Genomic DNA, 2291 nt, shown 5'->3' on the forward strand with positions numbered 1-2291 from the left:
TATCGTGCGAGACGAGGTTGTGGTGCGCGCCGAGCGTCGGCGACGCTGGACTGACGAGGCCAAGCTGGCGATCCTTGGCGAAGTCGGGATGAGCGGCTGGACAGTGGCGGATGTCGCCCGGCGTCATGACGTGACGCGCCAACACATCTACCAGTGGCGGCGGGAGATGCGGCGCAAGGGGCTTTGGCCCGCGGGCGAGGGGTCGGTGTTTCTTCCGGTGGAGTTGGCGCCGGCGCGGGAGGCGGAAGCTGCGAGGGTGTCTGGCAGGACGGCGGCGGAGATCACGGTGGTGCTGCGCAATGGCCGGCAGTTGCGCTGCGCCGACGGGATTGATGACGCGGCGCTCTCCCGGCTTGTGCGGCTTCTGGAGACGGCATGATCGGGCCGGGAACCGGGGTGCGGGTCTACCTGGCCTGCGGGGTCACCGACATGCGCAAGGGGATTGCGGGACTCGCGGCGCTGGCGCAGGATCAGTTGCGGCAGAAGCCCGCGGGTGGGGCGGTGTTTGCGTTCCGTGGCCGCAAGGGCGACCGGGTGAAGCTTCTCTACTGGGATGGTCAGGGGTTCTGCCTCTACTACAAGGTCCTGGAGCGGGGGCGCTTTCCGTGGCCGAGCGCGAGTGACGGCGCGGTCCGGCTGACCTCGGCGCAGCTGGCGATGCTGTGGGAAGGGATCGACTGGCGACGGCCTGATTGGGGAGCGCCACCAGCCCGGGTCGGGTAATTCATGACACTGAATTCGTTTGTTTTTCTGGTGCGCCATAGTGCCGCGTGCTATGAATGGGCATGTCGCAAACATCAGCACAAATGCCCGATGACCCCGCCGTCTTGAAGGCGATCATCGCCGCGCTCGAGGCGGAAAACGCGAAGATGTCGGCGACGTTGCGCGCCCACGACCTGCTCGTGCAGGCGTTGCGGATCCGGATCGCGAAGCTCAAGAAGCAGAAGTTCGGCGCCAGCTCGGAGAAGATCGAGCGCGAGATCGAACAGCTCGAACTGGCGCTCGAGGATCTGATGGTGGCCAAGGCGGAGGCTGACGACACGCCGCCGGAGGAGGACGAGACCCTGGAACAGGGACCGCCGCCGGCCGAAGAGGCCGAGGCCGCGCCTGAGAAGAAACAACGTCGCCGGCCGCGCGTATCGAAGGACACGCCGCGCGAGCGGCGTGAACTGGACCCCGGGGACGCCTGTCCCGATTGCGGTGGTGACCTGCGCGTGGTCGGTGAGGATGTCAGCGAACTGCTCGACATGATCGCGGCGCAGATCAAGGTCATCGAGATCGCCCGGGTGAAGAAGTCCTGCCGCCGCTGCGAGCGCATGGTCCAGGAGCCCGCCCCCAGCCGGCCGATCCCGCGCAGCATGGCAGGACCAAGCCTGCTGGCCTTCATCCTCGTCTCGAAGTTCGACGATCACGTCCCGCTCTATCGCCTGAACGAGATCTTCGCGCGCATGGGTGTCGACATCCCGGACACCACGATGGTCGACTGGTGCGGCGGCGCGATGAAGGCTCTGAACCCGCTGATCGAGAAGATCGAGGCCGACGTGATGGCCAGCACGATCCTGCACGCCGACGATACTCCCATCCGCGTGCTGGACAGGTCTCGCAAGGACAAGGGCCTCGGAAAGGGCGTGAAGCAAGGCCGGATCTGGGCCTATGTCCGAGATCAAAGGCCATGGTCGGGCGCCGCGCCGCCCGGTGTCGTCTACTACTTCTCGCCGGACCGAAAAGGCGAGCATCCGCGGGGTCATCTCGCAAAGTCCGGCGGCATTCTGCAGGCGGACGCCTATTCCGGATTCAAGGACCTCTACGAGCGGCGCGCAGACGGCACGCAACAGTTCCGCGAGGCTGCCTGCTGGGCGCACCTCAGGCGCGACTTCCACGATGTCTGGACTGCTACCCAGTCCGACATCGCCCGTGAGGCCCTCGACCGCATCGGAAAACTCTACGACATCGAACGCAAGGTGGCCGGGCAATCCTCGGAAAGACGGCTTGCGGCCCGCAAGAAATACAGCGCCGACAAGGTCGCAGCCTTCAAGACCTGGGCCGAGCAACAGCTCACCCGCATCCCCGGCAAGAGCGATCTGGCCAAGGCCTTCCGCTACGCCCTGAACCGCTGGACGTCCTTCACGCTCTTCCTGGACGACGGCCGCGTCGCGATCGACAACAATGCAGCCGAGCGCGCCATGCGTCCGATCGGCGTAGGCAGGAAAAACTGGCTGTTCGCAGGATCGGACACCGGTGGCGAAACACTGGCGCGCGCGATGACCGTGATCGAAACCGCGAAGATGAAC

3 protein-coding genes are annotated in these 2291 nt (G+C 65.8%); all 3 read left to right on the forward strand.

The window, feature by feature from the left end:
• On the forward strand, positions 1 to 379 hold a 379-nt coding region (gene tnpA, locus ACH13J_RS18245; protein ID WP_397544768.1), incomplete at its 5' end, for an IS66-like element accessory protein TnpA.
• On the forward strand, positions 376 to 723 hold the full coding sequence (tnpB, locus tag ACH13J_RS18250) for an IS66 family insertion sequence element accessory protein TnpB (RefSeq protein ID WP_397544769.1): 348 nt from the start codon (positions 376 to 378) through the stop codon (positions 721 to 723). The genes tnpA and tnpB, both read left to right, overlap by 4 nt.
• Positions 724 to 785: 62 nt before the next feature.
• Positions 786 to 2291 (forward strand): IS66 family transposase (gene tnpC / locus ACH13J_RS18255; protein WP_397544770.1); only part of this gene is annotated, 1506 nt, incomplete at its 3' end.

Origin of the sequence: Roseovarius salis (assembly GCF_044472985.1) — a bacterium.
Taxonomy (GTDB): domain Bacteria; phylum Pseudomonadota; class Alphaproteobacteria; order Rhodobacterales; family Rhodobacteraceae; genus Roseovarius; species Roseovarius salis.